This is a genomic window from Chryseobacterium sp. S90 (assembly GCF_047444895.1).
Taxonomy (GTDB): domain Bacteria; phylum Bacteroidota; class Bacteroidia; order Flavobacteriales; family Weeksellaceae; genus Chryseobacterium.
This window is the reverse complement of the sequence record NZ_JBLGCX010000003.1, coordinates 220,409-236,327: the sequence shown is the minus strand read 5'-3', so window position 1 is coordinate 236,327 and position 15,919 is coordinate 220,409. Positions and strand designations below refer to the sequence as shown.

Annotated in this window: 15 protein-coding genes; 3 read left to right on the top strand and 12 right to left on the bottom strand. The window is 36.6% G+C overall.

The window, feature by feature from the left end:
- Nucleotides 1-469 precede the first annotated feature (469 nt).
- Both ACLMCG_RS10970 and ACLMCG_RS10965 read left to right on the top strand, forming a co-directional pair.
- A complete protein-coding gene (locus ACLMCG_RS10970) occupies nucleotides 470-808 on the top strand; it encodes a cupin domain-containing protein (RefSeq protein WP_413959570.1) in 339 nt (112 codons plus the stop codon).
- A gap of 313 nt (nucleotides 809-1,121) precedes the next feature.
- Nucleotides 1,122-2,228: a pectate lyase family protein gene (locus ACLMCG_RS10965; RefSeq protein ID WP_413959569.1), complete on the top strand. Its 1,107-nt coding sequence runs from the start codon at nucleotides 1,122-1,124 to the stop codon at nucleotides 2,226-2,228.
- A 155-nt stretch (nucleotides 2,229-2,383) separates the two neighbouring features.
- Here ACLMCG_RS10965 and pelA read toward each other — a convergent pair whose 3' ends face one another.
- From pelA to ACLMCG_RS10930, 7 genes are all read right to left on the bottom strand, one after another.
- Entirely contained in the window at nucleotides 2,384-3,403 is a 1,020-nt protein-coding gene (gene pelA / locus ACLMCG_RS10960) for a pectate lyase (protein ID WP_413959568.1), read from the bottom strand.
- A gap of 28 nt (nucleotides 3,404-3,431) precedes the next feature.
- A complete protein-coding gene (locus ACLMCG_RS10955; protein ID WP_413959567.1) occupies nucleotides 3,432-4,517 on the bottom strand; it encodes a DUF4861 family protein in 1,086 nt (361 codons plus the stop codon).
- A gap of 428 nt (nucleotides 4,518-4,945) precedes the next feature.
- Entirely contained in the window at nucleotides 4,946-5,365 is a 420-nt protein-coding gene (locus ACLMCG_RS10950; protein ID WP_413959566.1) for a cupin domain-containing protein, read from the bottom strand.
- 85 nt (nucleotides 5,366-5,450) lie between these two features.
- A complete protein-coding gene (locus tag ACLMCG_RS10945) occupies nucleotides 5,451-6,017 on the bottom strand; it encodes a DapH/DapD/GlmU-related protein (protein ID WP_413959565.1) in 567 nt (188 codons plus the stop codon).
- A gap of 64 nt (nucleotides 6,018-6,081) precedes the next feature.
- Complete coding sequence (locus ACLMCG_RS10940; RefSeq protein WP_413959564.1) at nucleotides 6,082-7,137, bottom strand: alpha/beta hydrolase; 1,056 nt, start codon at nucleotides 7,135-7,137, stop codon at nucleotides 6,082-6,084.
- A gap of 89 nt (nucleotides 7,138-7,226) precedes the next feature.
- Complete coding sequence (locus tag ACLMCG_RS10935) at nucleotides 7,227-8,105, bottom strand: helix-turn-helix domain-containing protein (RefSeq protein ID WP_413959563.1); 879 nt, start codon at nucleotides 8,103-8,105, stop codon at nucleotides 7,227-7,229.
- Nucleotides 8,106-8,241: 136 nt separating this feature from the next.
- On the bottom strand, nucleotides 8,242-8,679 hold the full coding sequence (locus ACLMCG_RS10930; protein ID WP_413959562.1) for a nuclear transport factor 2 family protein: 438 nt from the start codon (nucleotides 8,677-8,679) through the stop codon (nucleotides 8,242-8,244).
- 126 nt (nucleotides 8,680-8,805) lie between these two features.
- Here ACLMCG_RS10930 and ACLMCG_RS10925 point away from each other — a divergent pair, with 126 nt between their 5' ends.
- Nucleotides 8,806-9,204: a winged helix-turn-helix transcriptional regulator gene (locus ACLMCG_RS10925; protein ID WP_223599622.1), complete on the top strand. Its 399-nt coding sequence runs from the start codon at nucleotides 8,806-8,808 to the stop codon at nucleotides 9,202-9,204.
- A gap of 163 nt (nucleotides 9,205-9,367) precedes the next feature.
- On the opposite strand, the gene ACLMCG_RS10920 is transcribed toward ACLMCG_RS10925, so the two are convergent.
- The 5 genes from ACLMCG_RS10920 to ACLMCG_RS10900 all read right to left on the bottom strand — a co-directional run bounded on the left by ACLMCG_RS10920 (nucleotide 9,368) and on the right by ACLMCG_RS10900 (nucleotide 15,754).
- Entirely contained in the window at nucleotides 9,368-9,886 is a 519-nt protein-coding gene (locus ACLMCG_RS10920) for a DUF2911 domain-containing protein (RefSeq protein WP_223599621.1), read from the bottom strand.
- A gap of 34 nt (nucleotides 9,887-9,920) precedes the next feature.
- Nucleotides 9,921-11,612, bottom strand: a complete 1,692-nt coding sequence (locus ACLMCG_RS10915) for a sodium:solute symporter (RefSeq protein ID WP_413959561.1) — start codon at nucleotides 11,610-11,612, stop codon at nucleotides 9,921-9,923.
- Nucleotides 11,613-11,712: 100 nt separating this feature from the next.
- Nucleotides 11,713-14,217 carry a PIG-L family deacetylase gene (locus ACLMCG_RS10910; RefSeq protein WP_413959560.1) on the bottom strand — a complete coding sequence of 835 codons (2,505 nt, stop codon included), beginning with the start codon at nucleotides 14,215-14,217 and terminating at the stop codon, nucleotides 11,713-11,715.
- Nucleotides 14,218-14,691: 474 nt separating this feature from the next.
- Nucleotides 14,692-15,054, bottom strand: a complete 363-nt coding sequence (locus tag ACLMCG_RS10905) for a hypothetical protein (protein ID WP_413959559.1) — start codon at nucleotides 15,052-15,054, stop codon at nucleotides 14,692-14,694.
- Between the two features lie 28 nt (nucleotides 15,055-15,082).
- On the bottom strand, nucleotides 15,083-15,754 hold the full coding sequence (locus ACLMCG_RS10900) for a hypothetical protein (protein WP_413959558.1): 672 nt from the start codon (nucleotides 15,752-15,754) through the stop codon (nucleotides 15,083-15,085).
- Between the last annotated feature and the right edge of the window lie 165 nt (nucleotides 15,755-15,919).

Here is a 15,919-nt window from a genome sequence, read left to right as displayed (position 1 = left end):
TCGAGTAATACATGATGATAAAATAAGAGTTTAGAGTCTTTCAGAATGTTAAGATGCATACTTATGTAAGTCTATATAGATATTAATTTGTTCCGGAATTAATACAGTGATACAAACTACTCGTTTAGACTATCCATACAGTTTGTCATTCCAAAGGAATCCATACAGTAAAGACTTTTATTGGTAATACATGATGATAAAATAACAGTTTAGATTCTTTCAGAATGTTAAGATGCATACTTATGTAAGTCTATATAGATATTAATTTGTTCCGGAATTAATACAGTGATATAAACTACTCGTTTAGACTATCCATACAGTTTGTCATTCCGAAGGAATCCATACAGTAAAGACTTTTATTAGTAATACATGATGATAAAATAAGAGTTTAGATTCTTTCAGAATGGCAGAGAGAACACAAATAATTCTCTGCACATGCTTACAAAATTTCAATTCAAAAAAGATAAAAATGAATTTAAAAAAAGAACCTTTCTTTAACGGAGACTCTGAATGGGAAGATCTGGGAAATGGTGTTTCAAGACAGTTTGTGGGATATAATGCTCAGGTAATGATGGTGATTGTAAAATTTGAGAAAGGAGCAACCGGAGCTTTACACCAGCATTTTCATTCTCAGATTACATATGTTGCATCCGGGAAGTTTGAAGTTACTGTGGACAATGAAACAAAAATTCTGCAGGAAGGTGATGGCTTTTTTGCACAGCCTAATGTTTTCCATGGGGTAAAATGCCTTGAGGAGGGAAAACTGATTGATGCTTTCACCCCTCTAAGGGAGGATTTTCTTATTTAGGAGGCTGGAAAAGGAAGATAATAATGAAATTTAATATGCAGGTACTTTTAAACCTTTGCGCCTTTCCGAATATTCAACAGAAAAAGCATATCTATTCTTCATTAGATTTGAGCTCTATATTCCAATTATTACTGCTTTATTTTTAACATTTAATCAATTTCATTTATTAATTTAAGTAAATAACAAAATGCAACCGATTAACCAAATAAAATATTTAACATTATAATTATACAAATATTAATATATCAAAATATAAAATAATTAAATATTAACTTCATAATTTTACTTCAGAACAAATCACAAAATATAAACTATGAAAACAAAGTTCAAAGCTGTCTTCTTTACAGCAGCTCTAAGTTCAGCTTTTGCCCTTACCGGATGTGGTAACGAAGAAATCAATAATGACCTGGCAGAAAGCGAAATCAATATTAAAAACAGTCTTACACAAAAGATTGTTCCTCTGGCCAATTGTGTGGCTCCCGGATGGGCTTCTGAAAACGGAGGTACTACCGGAGGAGGAACGGCTGCAGAGACTACTGTTTCCACGTATGCCCAGTTAAAGGCTGCTATTGAAAATACTGCTGTAAAAGTGATTAAAGTAACCGGAACCATTACCATCACTACACGCTTGTCTCTCCAGGATCAGACCGGAAAAACAATTTACGGTGCAACCGGAGCTAAGCTGGTATCTACAAACCAGACGAAGGACGGCTCAGGAATTATCAATATTAAAAGGTGTAATAACATCATTATCAGAAACCTTATTTTTGAAGGTCCCGGAGCTTACGATACTGACGGCTGGGATAATGCCATTCTTGATGACTGCCGAAATGTATGGATAGACCACTGCGAATTCAGAGACGGTGTAGACGGAAATTTCGACATTAAAAACAAATCTGACTATATCACAGTTTCCTACACCAAATTCCATTATCTGAAAGCTCCAAAACCGGGTGGTTCAGGCGGAACGGATGACCACAGGTTCTCTAACCTTATCGGATCCAGTGACGGTGCTACTGCTGACGCCGGGAAGCTGAATGTAACCTTTGTCCGTTGCTGGTGGGCACCGGGATGCAGAGAGCGTATGCCTAGAGTAAGATTTGGCAAAATCCATATCCTGAACAGTTATTTCAATAGTTCTGTAAGTAATAAATGTATTGCAGCAGGAGTACAGGCCAATATTCTCGTAGAAAGAAATGTCTTTGAAAACGTAAAAGAGCCTATTAATTTAATGAGTGGCTTTACAGCAGTAACGCAAACGGGAAGTAGTTTCATTAATGTTACAGGAAATATTAACGGAAGCGGAACAGCATTCACACCGCCATACAATATCGGAAAACTAAATGTTGCAGATGTAAAAGCAGATGTCACGGCTAATGCAGGTGCTACTTTAGGAGGAAATGTTTGTGACGCATTTTAAATCATAAATAACAGTAGTAGTACAAGGAGGGTGCCCCAGCAATGAGGTGCTCTCTTTTGTATTCCGGCCTTTCAGTATTCTATAAAGATTAGATAAAGCCTAAGGTTTTTTGATATAAAAAGCGGACTAAAGCCCGCTCTTATTAATATCTGTTGCTATTCTGTTATTTTATTTTTTTCAAGCCATTTCGGATATTCCTTAGCAAGCAGTTTTTCGGCAAAATCTCCAAACCAGCTATATCCATTTCTCCTTTCTTCCGAAACTTCAGTATAATTATACTTTACACTGCCATCCCGGTCTCCAAACAGAGGTTTGTTGGTATGAATATCATAGAATCTCGCCCAGATCACAGAATTTTTATCTTCTGCCAGTATTCTCACCGCTTTCCCGTTCTGTTTTGCTACATTATAACTGTACCCTTCAATTTTATTCTGCTTAAACCACTCTACAGCGGCTTTTATCGACTTTTCTATTTCAGGAGTCACTGGCTGCTGCATCATAAACCTGATAATTCCTACCGATTCTCCCGTAGCTAATGAAACAGGCTCAAAAGCTCTTGCCTTATCCGGCTGCAAAGTAATTTCATGATACTGATCGGCCCAGATAGAAGGGGTTCCCTTCTGAAGAACCTGAGTTTTTAAAATACATCCGATGCCCTTCTGAACTGCAATTTTTGATTTTTCTTTTAGGGAAGAAGAAACCACATCAAAACCATTCTTTCCTTCCGCTGCATTATACAGAACTGTCAAGGCATTAATCATCGCATTATCATTATAAGTCACCTGCTTTCTGTAAAGCCCTGTATTGGGATAATATTGTGGAAAACCTCCGTTATCATACTGCATAAGAAGAAGATAACTGATTCCTTTTTCTGCAGCTTTTAAATACTCAGGATTTTTTGTAGTTGAATACGCTTTAATCAATCCATTGATCTCTCTGGAAGTTGCATTATTATCAATCGTTGCATGATCATCCCCCGTAGACTTTATCTTTCTCAAAAGATTTTTATCAACAGGCAGATTATAGTTTACCACTGACTTATCTTCCAGCTGTTTTCCCCAACCGCCATTGGGAAGCTGATAGACAAGCATTTTCTCTGCCAGTGTATCTTTCAACTGAGCAGAATAATTTACCGTCAGTAATCCTAATGTAAATGTGTATATTTTCAGATTCATTTTTTATTATTTAAAAATTACCACTTCATTACTGTCCTACTTTCACCACCAATGGTTTTGCAATGATCTGAGCCTGCTTCTGAAGCATATTCTCCCAGTCTTTCTGTGTTTGCACCTGTCCGCTTTTCTGCCAGGCAAATCCTGCATAATATGTTAAGGTTTTATAAGGCTTTGTAATAACATATAGATTACTTTCATCGGGAACATCTGAGGTAAAAGCGATTGATTTTTCAACGATTTGCGGATTCACAACAATTCCTTCTCCCACAAAAGCATCATCTATTTTCTCCCAATGAAGATAATATCCGTTTTGATCATTCAATTGGGTTTTTCCTTCATTTTTATGCAGTGTAATTCCGATAGTATAATTCGGAACAGGTTTTTCTGATTCAAAAACAGATTCAAACTTTGAAAAGTTGGAAGCCAGATCCAGAGAAATTCTTTTTGTTTCTTTTACTCCAAATTCACTCCATGGCTGATAAGTCAGTTCAAAAACTGTCCTTAAAGGACCTTCAGCAATTGTTCTGGAGGCAACAAAGTTTTGGGAAACCTGAAGCTTTTCATTTTTCCAGATTCCTATCCCGCCTGTTCCTCTGCTGTTTCCCACATGGTAAGGATCATAGCCTTCCCCTCTTGTATCTTTATGATAATACATAGGATCTGTAAGATAACCTTTGTACCACGTATTGATAACAGGCTGATCTGTTCTTTTCAGCCAGATGTCAACACCACTTGAAAGCGTACTGCTTTTAATACCCTTTAAAGCTTCCTGCTGGCCTTTCGGACCGTAGACCCTGAAAGCAATTTTATCATTTTCCCAGGCATAATCATCTACTCTTTCCGGGACTAATCTCGAATAGGTAGAAATCCCTCTTTCCGGGATTTGAACGCTCCCATCCGCAACAATAGTGTATATATTGGTCTTTCCTCCGTCAATATTTACCAGAAAAAGCAATTCTTCATTTTTCCCATCAGCATCATAATCTATCCATTGAATAGGCAGCCATGTTCCTTTTGCATCTTTTATTCTAAGCTCTTCCTCGCTGTTTTCATGTAAAAATGACCGCAGCATAGTTCTGGGAATTGCCACTACTTCATTTCTGGAAAAATCCAAAGAATTAACAACTCTTACAGATCTTTGAGCATATAAAAAACACGAAAAAATGCAATCGATTGCGCAAATTAATATAAAACTTATTTTATTCATAGATAGAGGTCTACAGTTTCACCAAAAATAGAAAATATTTTCAATATGGAGACCATAAACTTAGAGTTTCATCATATGTTATAATAACTGATTGATTGGAAATAATCATAATCTTCATGTAAGAAAAGGTAAACAAAAGCAAATCATCAATAAAAATGTTTGAAGATACACTCGTCTTGGTCACGGCCAACTCAATACAGTTGGCGCTATTTTTATTTTCTTATATTAATTCCTCCAAAGTCTTTAATTAAATTTCCAAAATTAAGTGTGCAAAAAAGATGGCCATATACTGCAATTATCCATTGGAGACACTTGTTTTCGCTCATCGTAGAAAATTAGCTTTTGTTGGCTTCAGCATATTCTTCATCTGAGACAGCTTCTAACCAAATATTCTGATTGGTTTGCGGATTACCATTCGTTGCCAAATGCGAAAACCAGCTTTCGGCAGCCGCACCGTGCCAATGCTCAACATTCGGAGCAATTTCCACAATATCACCAGATTTTAAACGACGGGCGGGTTTTCCTCTTTCCTGATATAACCCTTCGCCACCTACAACAATCAAAAGCTGTCCGCCTGTATGGCTGTGCCAATTGTTACGACAACCCGGTTCAAATGTAACATTGGAAACAGGAACATTTAAATCTTTATTGCTTGTAAGAGGAGCAAGATATGATTTACCAATAAAATATTGCGCAAAAGCAGTGTTTTCTTCACCTGTCGGAAAATCACTTATTTCAGGGATATTTGGATTCATTTTGTTTGATTTTATTTTGTTTGAATTTACTTTATTTTGTGCGATTACAGATTGACTGAACGCTAAAAGAATGATGATTAAATATTTATGATTCAATTGTTTTGATGATTTTTGCAGGAATCCCACCCACCACAGCATTGTCCGGAACATCTTTTGAAACCACAGCTCCGGCTGCAACAACAGCGTTTTCACCAATTGTAACTCCCGGAAGAATGGTTGCATTGGCCCCAATCCATGCATTTCGTTTGAGGAGAATAGATTTACCTATCAGCCCTTTTCTATATTGAGGTTCTAACGGATGATTTTCAGTTATCAGACTAACTTTCGGACCGATCAATACCTCATCTTCAATGGTAATTCCGCCTAAAGTCAGAAAAGTACAGTCGAAATTGATGAAGACATTCTTACCAATAGTAAGGTTCTTTCCGTAGTTGATGTAAATAGGTGTAAATACAGCAACATTCTCAAGCTTTTTATCAACAATCTCACTTAATATTTTTAAAATCTCATCTGGTTCTGTGGAATTGTTCAATTGAATCAATTGTTTCTTAACCTCATAAGAAGCTTCCAGCAATTTGTGAATTTCAGGATCATCTGGCATTATTGTTTCACCATTTTTAAGTCTGGCGAAAATATTTTCACTGGTGTGCATAGATATTTTAAATAAGAACATAAATCCGCCTTTGACTCAGCGGATCTATATTCACAATTTTCAATTATTTCAGATTCGTTCTAAAGAAATTATCCAGTTTTTCAAAAGGAATTACATCCACTTTGTCGTATAAATCTACGTGAACTGCATTCGGAATTATCATTAACTCTTTCGGTTCTGCAGCCATTTTGTAAATATCCTCACTCATATATCTGGAATGTGCATTTTCCCCGGCAATCAAAAGCATCGGCCTAGGCGAAATTTCTTTAACATAACTCAACATTACTGAGTTGGCAAAAGACATAGAATTAGTTTTCGTCCATCCTTTGTTGGAGTTTAAAGAACGTTTGTGATATCCTCTCGGCGTTTTGTAATAATCAAAATAATCTTTTATAAACTGAGGTTCATCACCATTTAATTTTTCTGGTAAATGAGTTCTCGGGTATTCAGGTTTTCCGTTTTCAGCATCAACCCAACGTTGCTGACTCATTGTTTCGAAAGCTTTTGTACGTTCTTCCTGAGTCATTTTATCGTAATAGCCTTTTGCGCTCACTCTTGAAATATCATAAGCACTGGTCGTTGCCACTGCTTTCACTCGTTTGTCGGCAATGGTTGCATTCAACGCAAAAGTTGCAAAACCACAGATTCCGATGATTCCGATTTTGTTTCGGTCTATATTGTTCTGAAGCCCTAAGAAATCAACTGCCGCACTGAAATCTTCGGTATTGATGTCGGGTGAAGCAATATCTCTCGGTTCGCCTCCACTTTCGCCCGTGTAAGAAGGATCAAAAGCAATAACCGCAAAACCTCTTTCCGCCATTTGATTGGCATATAAACCGGAAGACTGTTCTTTCACCGCACCAAACGGTCCACTGATTGCCAACGCTGCCAGTTTTTCGTTTCCTGTGTTTTTTGGAAGGTATAAATCTCCGGAAAGGGTTATTCCGTAACGGTTTTTGAAGATAACCGATTTTCGGGTTACTTTATCACTGAGTTGGAAAGTATAATGTTCGTTTTGTTCTGTTACATTCATATTTCCTGGATTTGATTTTTTATTCTGCGCAAATGCCTGCCCAATGAAAAGAAGGGACGAAATCATCATTGTTGTTACTATTTTCATATCTGAATTTTGTTTAAAAATTACTGATACAAAATTAGAAACAACGAAGTGCTAACAGTTAATGATAATCAAACCAAAAATTAAGAAATTCAAACCTCTGCCGAACGAAATGCTTTTGGATTAGTTCCGGTTTGTTTTTTAAAGAAATTATTAAAATACGTTGGATAATCGAATCCCAATGCGAAAGCTATTTCGGAGATATTCCAGTCAGTGTGCTGCAGTAATGCTTTTGCTTCTGTGAGAATTCTTTCCGTGATATGAGCCGTTGTTGATTTTCCGGTAACTTCTTTTACGGCACGATTGAGATAATTAACATGAACATTCAGGTTTTTTGCAAAATCCTGGGCTGATTTCAGTTGAAGAGATTGGTCTGTAGTTTCGATGGGAAATTGTCTTTCCAACAGTTCCAGAAAAACGGATGATAATCTTGATGCAGCATTCTTGTTCTGGTCAAAATCTTCTGCAGGTTCCAGCTTCAGGGATTCGTGGATTATCAGACTGATGTAATTGCGTATCAGTTCATCTTTATAAACATAATCACTTTCCTGCTCTGCAATCATCTTTTGGAAAATAGTATTGAGAAAGAGTCTCTGTTCTTCAGTAATTTTCAGAACAGGAGTTCCACCGATTTTAAAGAAAGAAGACTGCTGCAAGCTTTCTGAGCGTTCAGAATTTTTAAAAAAATCCTCTGAAAAAAGAATGGTATACCCTTTATAAGTTGTTGAAATGGTTTCCCATGAATAAGGAATATGCGGGTTTCCGAAAAAAAGTACTGTTCCTTCCTGCTCAAAGCTTTTATCAGAATAATGAATTTTACTTTTCCCTGTCGTAAGGCAGATTTTATAGAATTCCTTTCTGCTGTATACACGGGTTTCGCTTCCATCCTGCTCAATCTGGAATGCACGGAAACCTTTTAGTTTTAATTCACTATTAAACTCCGAAACAACTCTTTTTACCTTTTCTTTCATTTTTCAAAGTTAAGAAAATCAAACTAATCAGTTGTAAAATGATTGCAGAAGTAAAACGCCAATAGAATTCCCTGTCGAAACAAAAAATTCTATCGCTTAAAAAGGCTTTAAAGGCCTAATACTTTACAATTTCGTATTATGAAATAGTTCTCGATTCAATGATTACGAAATACCCGATTCTTTCTTTAATCAGCCATTTCTCATTTTGGAAAACATATTTGTCTTCATACTTCACGCTATAATCCGTTAATACATCATTGCCTTCATTTTCCCGAATCATTTTAATCTGAGAAAATGAAATTCCAGTTGCCATTTTGCCATCGATTTTTGTAGAATGCTGACCGTTTAATGTGAAATAGGTTTTTACTTGTGAAGCGTGCAAATTAAAATCACTCTCCATACTTTCTCTGCCCGAAACGTTTGCAACCAAAGCCCCATTCATGTAAACTTTATAAATAACGTCCGGAGTAAATAAATCCATAACTTCTGAGATTTTCCACTCATCACCCAGGTAAGCATAATTGTCAATTAAGTCTCTTAAATCCTGCTTGTTTTTTAAAACTTCTAATGTCATAATTTTGTTGTTTAAATTAAATTTTAAAATTACTTTCTGTAATTATTCCTGGACAAAATTATATTATATTTGGTTACATTTTATTAGTTGTTACTTAAAGGTTACCAACTAACAATCGCAACAATTATGAAAAAACCAACAGAAAATCAAACAGATAACAAAGCATTCACGGAAGAATGCCATACCGTTTTAACAGCGGTTTCAGATGCTTTATATGTTATCGGCGGAAAATGGAAGCTGATGATAATTATTGCAATGGCACGAGGAAACAAGCGATTTACAGAAATTCAGAAACAAGTCATCGGAATCTCGGCACGTGTACTTTCCAGCGAATTGAAAGACCTGGAACTGAATGGATTTATAGTTAAGAAAGTAGAAAATGTTTATCCCGTAACGATTGAATATGAGCTACTTCCTTACAGCCAAACATTAGAAGAACTGGTTGGTGCAATGACACGATGGGGAATTCAGCATCGGGAGAAAGTGAAAGCTGAAATGGGTTCGGAAAAATCGAAAGAGAAATAATTCAATTATAAAAAACTTCATAATTTTAAACTAAGAAAGCTTGTTATTTTATATCAAAACTTCCACAAATTTTACCTTTATTTAGCATCAGGGCATAAATTCTTAGGGCGTTTTAAACAAAAAAATCCCGCATTAACGGGATTTTAATTTCTTATATTCAAATTTATTTTACTTCTACAGGAACTGAGATTTTATCCCAATCCATTGTGAATCCGTTGTTGTTTATTTTATAAACCAAAGTTTCCTGTGTTGCCGGTAAAGCCTTTGTTTTTACATCAACACGTAAAGCATCTTTTGATTCTTCGTATTTATAAGCACCCCATTGCTTTGGCTCCTTGTTAAAGATTGCAGTCCAGGTTCCGCTTTCTTTAGGAATTAAGAAAAAGCTGTATTTACCAGCAGCCAGTTTTTTACCCTGAACAGTAATGTCTTTATCTGTTTCAAAAGTAGTTGCTTCATTGGCTCCCGCACGCCAAACTTTATTATAAGCTTCTAAACCACCCCAGATTGTACGTCCCTTTACAGAAGGACTGCTGTAAGCTATGGTAATGTTTGCATCTTTAATTTTTCCCGTAGCCGTAGCCGGAGGGCTGGCAGGTTTTTTAGTGTCCTGTGCAAAGGCATTCAGTGAAAGCGTCATGGTAGCAACAAGTACAGTTGCAGATTTAAGAATCGTTTTCATAATATTTTATTTGTTTGTTTTTGTTATTGTACGTTTACGAATTTACTATTTTCTGTTTATAAAACAGCAATCCGATTGCTGAAAATATAATGACCGCCGCTGCACCGATTACATTAAGCCAAAGGAAAGAAACAATATCGAACTGATACACGGCAATCACCGTAATTTCTGATAAAATTGCAGCAATAAATACATTCGCACCGTTGATTTTTTTATAGTAAAACGCGACAAGAAAAATCCCTAATATCGGACCGTAGAAAAGAGAACCCAGCACGTTAACCGCTTCAATAAGGGAACCCATTTGTGTGGCAAACATAGCTACACCGATTGAGAAAATCCCCCAGGCTAATGTATGCAGGCGGCTATACTTCAACTCTGTTTTTTCATCAGGAATTTCTTTGCTGAATATTAAATGAACATCTTTTAATGAGCAGGCGGCGAGGGAATTCAGCGCTGCAGAAATGGAACCCCAGCTGGCTAGAAAAATGACGGCAAAGAGTAAACCGATCATCCCTACAGGCAAAGTATTTTTTACGAAATACAGGAAAATGTAGTTGGTATCTGTTTTCTCCGCATTATAGTTTGACTTATTGATCGCTTCCTCTACCCTGCCATGCAGTGCTTTTACCTGCGTTTGTGTATCTTTAAAATCCTGAATTGTTTTTTTGAGTTCGGGAGAATCGGTTTCTTTCAGCTTTAGAATTTCTTTTGATTCTGCATTAAATTTTAGTTGTAAATCCTGATGTTCTTTTTCAAAAACCGCAGCCTGTTCAGGTTTTGTATCCTTTAAATATTGATAAGAGCGTTCGTTAAAATAAATGGGAGCCGGTTTCAGAGAAAAGAATGCGAAAAGCAAAGCACCGATCAGGAGAATAGAAAACTGCATCGGGATTTTAACCAATCCATTCAACAGTAAGCCCATTTTAGCATTGGTATTGTCTTTTGCAGTAATATATCTGCCAACCTGGCTCTGGTCCGTCCCGAAGTAAGAAAGTGCCAGAAAAAAACCGCCAATCAACCCGCTCCAAATGTTGTACTTGTCTTTCCAATCAAATTCTGTGGTGATTACATTGAGCTTTCCGGATTTCCCCGCCAGATATAGTGCATCTTTAAACCCAATTCCATTCGGCATATTCTGAATGAGTAGAAAACCTGCAAACGCCATTGTTCCCAGAATAATAAGAAACTGTAATTTTTGGGTGTGAGCGATCGCTTTTGCCCCTCCAACATAGGTATAAATCAACAGAATACCACCTGTTAAAATATTGGTTAAATAAATATTCCAGTTTAAAACGCTTGATAAGATGATACTCGGAGCATAAATACTGATTCCGGTTGATAAACCTCTGGAAAAAAGAAAAAGCAGTGAAGTAAGCACTCTTGTTTTTTTATCAAAACGGTTTTCTAAATATTCATAGGCGGTATAGACATTTAAACGCTGAAAAATCGGGATAAAAGTAATACAGATTACAATCATCGCCAAAGGCAGACCAAAGTAATACTGTACGAAACGCATCCCGTCTGTATAAGCCTGGCCCGGTGCTGAAAGAAAGGTAATGGCACTTGCCTGCGTCGCCATAATACCAATAAGCACAATATACCAGGGCATTTTATTATCTGCTTTCAGGTAGGATTCGTTGCTTTTTTGGCCACGACCAATGAATACGCCGTAAACCACCACTACAACAAGTGTAAAAATAAGAACTGTCCAATCTATAGTACTCATGCCCAAAATTTAGTAAACCAATAATAAAATGCGATCTGCAATACTAACGCAACCGCTAATAGTATGTACCAGATATTCCAATTTTTAAGTGGTTTGTTCATTAGTTTTTCTGTGCAGATAAAAAGTTAAAAAATAAACGTGCTGCACCAACATTCCCTGCAGGCAGCTGTCTGAAAAATGCCAGCGGTGTATAAATAAAATTTCCTTTTCCGTATTTGGCATATAAAGTGGACCCCTGAAGAGATTCTTCATCTGTATCGTGCATTTCAAAAAGCGGCTCATACGCTGCATCCCATTGAGCAGGGAAATAGGCACCACGTTCCTGTACCCAGCCTTTAAAATCATCAGCAGTAATTTTATTCGGGAAATTCAGTAATTTATGATTTGGATTTAAAAACTTAACCTCAGCATTTTCTTCGGTAACACGCTTATTGGCAATACTGAAATTATACATCCCCAATTGGCCAACGGTTGTATCCTGGTTAGTGTTGTACTGCATCACCAAATTGCCTCCAGCTTTTGCATAAGACCATAAAAAAGGCATCCAGCGGCCCAGCTTTTTCTCTGTGTTATTGGCACGAACACCAAGTACAATGGCATCATATTGCGACAGCTTATTCTGACTACCGTTTCCGCCAGGTTCATCTGTGCTGCCATAAAAATCTTGGTCTTTCAACACATCTACCTGAACACCAGCAATGCGCAGGAACTCAGGAATGAAATCGCCTGCACCTTCTATATACCCTACTTTTTTAACCTTTGCCTGAATATCTCCTTTCATTACAGTTACCGTTGCAGGTGCAAAATATTGTAAGGAAGGCAAATGCGGATATTGAATTAATACCTGTTTTTTATTGTAAGTAATTCCGTCTGCAAGGAAATTGGCATCCACTTGCAAATGAGAGGAGTTTATTGAGGCAAGCTTAGTTTTTGGAATAACGTAATCGACGGTAAAATCTTTTCCATTAAACGAATTTACATCAGCGCCACCTAACCGTTCTCCGTTATACATAAGGTTTAGGTTACCTTTACTGAACTGTTTGTTAGAATTAACCTTAATATTTAAACTCAAATGTAAATCTTCATTTTCTTTGACCCAATAAAGTGGTTGTGTGAATTTCAGTTCCAATGCAGGAACAATACGTAAAGCTTCAACCACATCACCACGCACCGGATCTAATTTCTTGAAAGATAATGGAAGTTTAACCTGAAATTTTTCTGAAACGATTTTTAAATCAAGCAATACATTGAGTGGTGATTCTGCTTCAGGCAAACCAATTAAAGTATCATTTGGAACCGAGAAAGTAGCTGAGTTCGCGGGAGGTTTTGCCAGCCAGTACGGTTCTGTGAGTGCAGCATCTGCAGGAATCTGAATGTCATGCTGAATGGTGATTAAAGAATCCTTTGATAGTTTTCTATTGAAGCTTTCTGATTGGCTCAACCATTTTACATTTTCTAAAATGACAGGATTTGCAACTCTTGAAATCAAATTTAACCTGAAATTGTAATGATCCCCGGCTACCGCTTCAGCCTGATTGGCTACGACCTCGCCCATAAATCCGGCACAGCTTAAAATGATATTGTCAAGAGATTTAATTTTATCCTTTTTCAGGTCTGAATCATTGAGCGTCATGACCTTTTTGCGCAAAGCAAGCAACTCAGGCAAGCTCCGATCCGGATTATTGAAATTGAAAGCGGAAATAATTTTATCTAATGATTGGTCAATATCAGCATTTCCCTGTGAAGTCCAGGTTTTAGTGACTCCGTCAAAAAGTGTTGTTTTTGCAGGATCGCCAATAACGTGTGAAAAATATTCAGTTCTGATGCCGGCTACCGACTGTGTTCCTGCACCTTGGCTTTTATGTAAGCTTCTGCTTAATCCAGCCAGTTCACCATAGCCCATTCCCAATTGCGCATCATATTGCCCAACGGTAACTTTCAGTTGATTTTCAGCTGTGGTATTAACTCCGCCAAACCGGAAAGTATTCCACAATACGCGTTTTGGCTGCCATGTATTCACATATTTTAGTTGATCCGGGAAAGCCGTTTTATCGCCTGCCAGCTTAAAAGCTTTTTCCGCAACCACAGCCGAAGCTGCATGTTGTCCGTGGCCTGCCGCAGCAGTAGGTGGAAAACGGCAAATGATAATATCGGGACGGAATTGACGGATTACCCAAACCACATCCGCAGTAATGCTGTCGGCATCCCATTGTTTAAAGGTATCAGTAGTATTTTTAGAGAACCCGAAATCAATTGCACGGGTAAAAAACTGTTGGGCACCGTCTAACTTTCTTGCCTCTAAAAGCTCATGCGTTCTGATTAAACCCAATGCTGCGCCTTGCTCTATACCTAATAAATTCTGACCGCCGTCACCTCTGGTTAAAGACAGATAGCCCGTTTCTACATTTTGATCGTTGATTAACCAGGAGAGTAATCCCGTATTTTCATCATCGGGATGAGCCGCAAGGTATAAAACTTTAGGCAGATGTTTAAGGGTTTTGAGTTCACGGTAAATTTCAGATGATTTTGAAGGCCGGACCTGCTGGGCCGAACAAAAAACCGTATAAAATCCAAGGATAAATACAGTACTTACTTTTTTAAACATTTAATTTTACTTTGCAGAGCAAATATAAGTAAATCATCTTTCTTTCAAAATTAAAGAATCAGACTGTGAATTTCACAAGAAACTGTTTAAATTTTTCATCAAACAACAAAAGACGTAAAAGATTTTTAAACGCTTATTTTTTAAGTTTAAATACTTTGAAAACAAAATATTTGCTGGTTGAGTGCTATGGCGCAAAGGTCATTGTTATGCTATTCTTTGCTCTCTTAAAATCAAGTCAACAGTTTCAAAAATGATTGAATATGTTTGAACCATTAAGATTTTTTAAGCTGTTAAGAATATGGCAAAGCTATTGAGTTAGCAAATTTGATATAGAGCCATTTAAATTGTAACATACCTTTTTACTCCCTCGCTCTCCGAAGCCTCTTGACTTTGGAGTAAATCTAAAGGTAATAATCTTCTTTACTAGCTCAAAGTCAGGAGACTTTGCCCAGCAAAGAATTTCTATTAAAAAAATTATTTTATACAAATATTTTGATCTTCTTCTGCTGTATAATAGTTGTTATACATTATCATAGTCGAATCATCTAAAGTATATATTTTAGGAGAGTCAACACCTTGTTGTATTAAACAACTTACACATGTTACTTTAAATGAATATTTTTTTCCTAATTTAATTTTAGTACAAACATTATTGGTATTCGGTTTGAATATTTCTATAATATCTTTGTTATCAGCTATTAAGACACTTACCATTTTATCTTGTTTAACAGAAATTATTTTCCTTGTAATATTAATTGACTCTGAACTGATCTTAATATTATTTGTTTGACAATTACACATAACAGCAGGAAAAAATAAAAAAAGAATATTTTTCATAATGTTATTTTCTTATTTTTTTAACTATTTATGTTTTTCTAATTATATTTCTTGTAAGATAGATATAATTAAACATACAAAACGTCGCTATTGCCCCGAAAGTATGCCATAGAAAGTGGGTTCCGAAGCTGAACCATTCCCATTTATCAGCGATACGGAAGGTCAATGCAAAAACAAACGACAATACGGCAAAGCCTACCCATTTGCCGGCTTTCCATTGGGTATACATCAAATACCTTAGTACCGAGAAAACTACAAATGAGGCCATGATTGCATAATTGACGTTGATAAAAAGAGAAGGATTATCTGCCAAAATCCAGTTTCTCAAAGCGAACATAAGGAGTGCATATCCCAGAACCATTACAGCAGCATAATACCATCTGGTACTCTGAGTTATAAAATAAAATCCTGCAGACAGGCACAATACCATAATGGGCAGCCAATCCATCATAATAAATACCGGCCATTGCCTGAATGAATGGTAAACCGTTCCTCCTATGGCACCAATATATAATAACACCAGGCAGTAGGTTAAAAAAGGATATTTTTTAAAATTACCCTTCATTTTAAGGGTCCAGAAAATGGCTATGGCTAAAAATAATACGGCAGTGATTGCATTTAAGGGCTCAGGGAAAAAGTGAGCCATATCTGTTTCTTTATACAACAGGCCTCCGTCCGGAGGTATTGGGTTTATCGGCATTGTCTTTTTTATATTATATTTATAATGATATAGTTATTCTAAATATAGAAAAAATTACGGCACGACCTATCTGGATGTGTGGATTCTATTTTATAAAAATGTTAATTCTACTTCTTATACAATAAACCAGATTGATTATAAAACCAATAGTGTTCAGAACATATA